Raw genomic sequence first — 3,359 nt, forward strand, 5'->3', positions numbered from 1 at the left:
GTGGGTGGGTGGGTGGGTGGGTCAGGTTAGCTGGGCGGCTTGGACGGCTTCGGCGGTGACCTCGGTGAGGCGGTCGGTGGGCAGGGCGCCGAGTTCCTCCCGGGCGAACCAGCGGGCCTCGCAGGTGGAGCCCCCGATGTCACCGACGGTGGGCGGGGCGGGCTGGTCCACCACCACTCGGTAGAAGGCACGCACCCCGTGCCAGTCGATCGGGTAGCCCTCCGGGCCGAGCGAGGCAGCGTCCCGGTGACTGGCCACCCCGAGCAATCCGACGAGCCGCCCGGTCTGCCCGGTCTCCTCGACCAGCTCCCGGATCAGCGCCGCGCCCGGCTGCTCGCCGTAGTCGGTGCCGCCGCCGGGCAGGTGCCAGCAGCCGGCACCCGGGTAGCCGTCGGAAACCCGGGTCAGCAGCACCCGCCCCTCCGGGTCGGTCACCACGGCGTACGCGGCGAAGCGCTGCGCCCGGTGCAGCCCGTCCGGGCCGGGCACCGCGTAGAAGGAGGGGAACTCCGGCGGCTCGTCCGGCACGATGTCCGCCGACGAGGCGGGCAGCCCGAGAGCGCGAGCGGTGAACGAGCGGAGCGGCAACCGCGCCGCTTCCTCCCGGGTGAACCAGCGGGCCAGGTCGGTGGGCCGGTCGATCCGGTCGGTGAGCGAGCCGCCCCGGACCGACACCTGGTAGACCAACCGGTCGGTGTGGATGGTGATGCCCCGCTCGGGCAGTGCCCGCATGTCGGCCAGCACGTCGTGCAGGCTGGCGACGGCCACCGACAGGCCGGTTTCGGCGGCGGTCTCCCGGACGACGGTGTGGTGTGGGTCCTCGCCGTGGTCGACCGCCCCGCCGGGCAGGGACCACGTGCCGGGGGTGCCGGAGCGCTCCGACGCGCGGACCAGCAGCACTCGGTCTACGGAATCAGTACAGACTGCGTATGCCGCGATCCTGCGCAGCGGCTCCAGCATGGTGGTCACGGAGCCAAATTCTCCCCGTCACCCGTTACCGACGCGGAAAAGAGTCGGATTCCTGACTGACGCCTCGCCCCTGAGATGGGGTTCAGGGTAGGGATCCGGGCGGTCACCGAGGCCGATACGCTGCGCGACGAGGACCGTGGAGACATGACCTCCACACCTCACGCTCCGTACCGGCAACTGCGCCGCCCCACCACCGACCGGATGATCGCCGGAGTGGCCAGCGGCCTCGGCCGCTACTTCGCCGTCGACCCCACCCTGGTCCGGGTGGCATTCGCCGTCGTCACGCTGGTGACCGGCGGGATCGCTGCCCTCGCGTACCCGATCATGTGGTTCCTGATGCCCGAGGAGCCGGCCGGCGCACCCGCCTGGCCCCACCCGGCGCCCGGCGCGCCGCACGGACCCGCCGGCGCGCCGTCCCAGCCGGCCGCGACACCGCACCCCGCCTGGCCGTTCCCCGGGCCGACCGGCCCGGTGCCGCACGCCGGACCGCCGGCACCGACCACCTGGCCGCCCGCAGCCAACCCGCCCGCATCGCCGACCCCGCACCCTGACGCTCCGCCCGCACGACCCGAGCCGTCGGCACCTGCCGACATCGGCCCGGCCCGGCCCGAAGGTCCGTCGGCCCGACCGGGGGCCACACCCACGCGTCCCGACGGGCTACCGACGCAGCCCGCGGACGGCCCGGCGGCAGCCGACGCCGAGGCGGCGCATCCGGACACCACGCCAGAGGCCGGGGCGACGCCGGAACCGACGCCGCGACCGGCACCTCAGCCGCCGGCCTGAGACACCGTCAGCGCACCACGACGGGGTACGGCGTCACTCCCACTCGATGGTGCCCGGGGGCTTGCTGGTGACGTCCAGCACCACCCGGTTCACCTCGGCCACCTCGTTGGTGATCCGGGTGGAGATCCGGGCGATCACGTCATAGGGCAGCCGGGACCAGTCGGCGGTCATCGCGTCCTCGCTGGAAACCGGGCGCAGCACCACGGGATGCCCGTAGCTGCGCCCGTCACCCTGCACCCCGACACTGCGCACGTCGGCCAGCAGCACCACCGGGAACTGCCAGACGTCCCGGTCGAGACCGGCGGCGCTGAGTTCCTGGCGGGCGATGAAGTCGGCCCGGCGGAGCACGTCGAGCCGCTCCCGGTCGACCGCCCCGATGATCCGGATGGCCAGGCCGGGGCCCGGGAACGGGTGCCGCCAGACCATCGCCTCGGGCAGCCCGAGTTGGAGGCCGAGCGTACGGACCTCGTCCTTGAACAGCGTGCGCAGCGGCTCGACCAGGGCGAACTTCAGGTCCTCGGGCAGCCCGCCGACGTTGTGGTGGCTCTTGATGTTGGCGGTACCGGTGCCCCCGCCGGACTCGACCACATCCGGGTAGAGGGTGCCCTGCACCAGATACTCGACGTCACCGTGCGCGGCGATCTCCCGGGCGGCGGCCTCGAAGACCCGGATGAACTCCCGCCCGATGATCTTTCGCTTCTGCTCCGGGTCGGTCACCCCGGCCAGCGCGCCGAGAAAGCGGTCGGCCGCGTCGACCACCTTAAGCTTGATGCCGGTCGCCGCGACGTAGTCCTTTTCCACCTGCTCGGCCTCGCCCGCCCGCAGCAGCCCGTGGTCGACGAAGACGCAGGTGAGCTGGTCGCCGACGGCCTTGTGCACAAGCGCGGCGGCGACCGCTGAGTCCACCCCGCCGCTCAGGCCGCAGATGACCTCCTTGTCGCCGACCTGCTCGCGGATCCGGGCCACCTGCTCGTCGATGATGTTCTCGGCCGTCCAGGTCGGCTCGATCCCGGCGATCTCGTAGAGGAAGCGGGTCAGCATCTCCTGCCCGTACGCGGTGTGCCCCACCTCCGGGTGGAACTGGACGCCCGCCCGTCGGCCGGTCACGTCCTCGAACGCGGCGACCGGCGCGCCGGCCGACTCGGCGGTCACCGTGAAGCCCTTCGGGGCCTCGGTCACGCAGTCGCCGTGACTCATCCACACCGGCAGGTCGGCCGGCAGGTCACGGAGCAGTACGCCGGGGTCGAGCAGGCGGGGGCGCAGCGGGGTGCCGCCGTACTCGCGGCTGCCGGTGCGCGCCACCGTGCCGCCGAGGGAGCGGGCCATCGCCTGGAACCCGTAGCAGATGCCGAAGACCGGCACGCCCGCGGTGAACAGCCCGTCGTCGACCTGCGGAGCGCCTGGCTCGTAGACGCTGGCCGGGCCGCCGGAGAGGATGATCGCGGCGGGATCGCGGGCCAGCATCTCGGCCACGGGCGTGGTGTGCGGAACGATCTCGGAGTAGACCTTCGCCTCGCGTACCCGGCGTGCGATCAGCTGGGCGTACTGGGCTCCGAAGTCGACCACGAGGACAGGACGCGGCAGGCTCATAGCCGGCAATCCTACCC

General features: G+C 73.0%; 2 protein-coding genes and 1 pseudogene. 1 reads left to right on the plus strand and 2 read right to left on the minus strand.

Features of this window, described 5'->3' with window-relative positions; genetic code table 11:
- Positions 1 to 21: 21 nt before the first annotated feature.
- Positions 22 to 969, minus strand: coding sequence for an NUDIX hydrolase (locus tag KBX50_RS32430; protein ID WP_210941652.1), 948 nt, complete (start codon positions 967 to 969; stop codon positions 22 to 24).
- 144 nt (positions 970 to 1,113) lie between these two features.
- On the opposite strand from KBX50_RS32430, the pseudogene KBX50_RS32435 reads away from it, so the two are divergent.
- Positions 1,114 to 1,455: pseudogene (locus KBX50_RS32435) on the plus strand (PspC domain-containing protein); the annotation flags it as partial.
- A 330-nt stretch (positions 1,456 to 1,785) separates the two neighbouring features.
- Here KBX50_RS32435 and guaA read toward each other — a convergent pair.
- Positions 1,786 to 3,342, minus strand: a complete 1,557-nt coding sequence (gene guaA, locus KBX50_RS32440; protein WP_210941653.1) for a glutamine-hydrolyzing GMP synthase — start codon at positions 3,340 to 3,342, stop codon at positions 1,786 to 1,788.
- Between the last annotated feature and the right edge of the window lie 17 nt (positions 3,343 to 3,359).

This window comes from Micromonospora sp. C51, from assembly GCF_018070435.1.
Classification (GTDB): Bacteria; Actinomycetota; Actinomycetes; order Mycobacteriales; family Micromonosporaceae; genus Micromonospora; species Micromonospora sediminimaris.

Coding starts and splice junctions, on each gene's coding strand:
- guaA (WP_210941653.1), bottom strand. CDS start 3,342: ATGAGCCTGCCGCGTCCTGTCCTCGTGGTCGACTTCGGAGCCCAGTAC.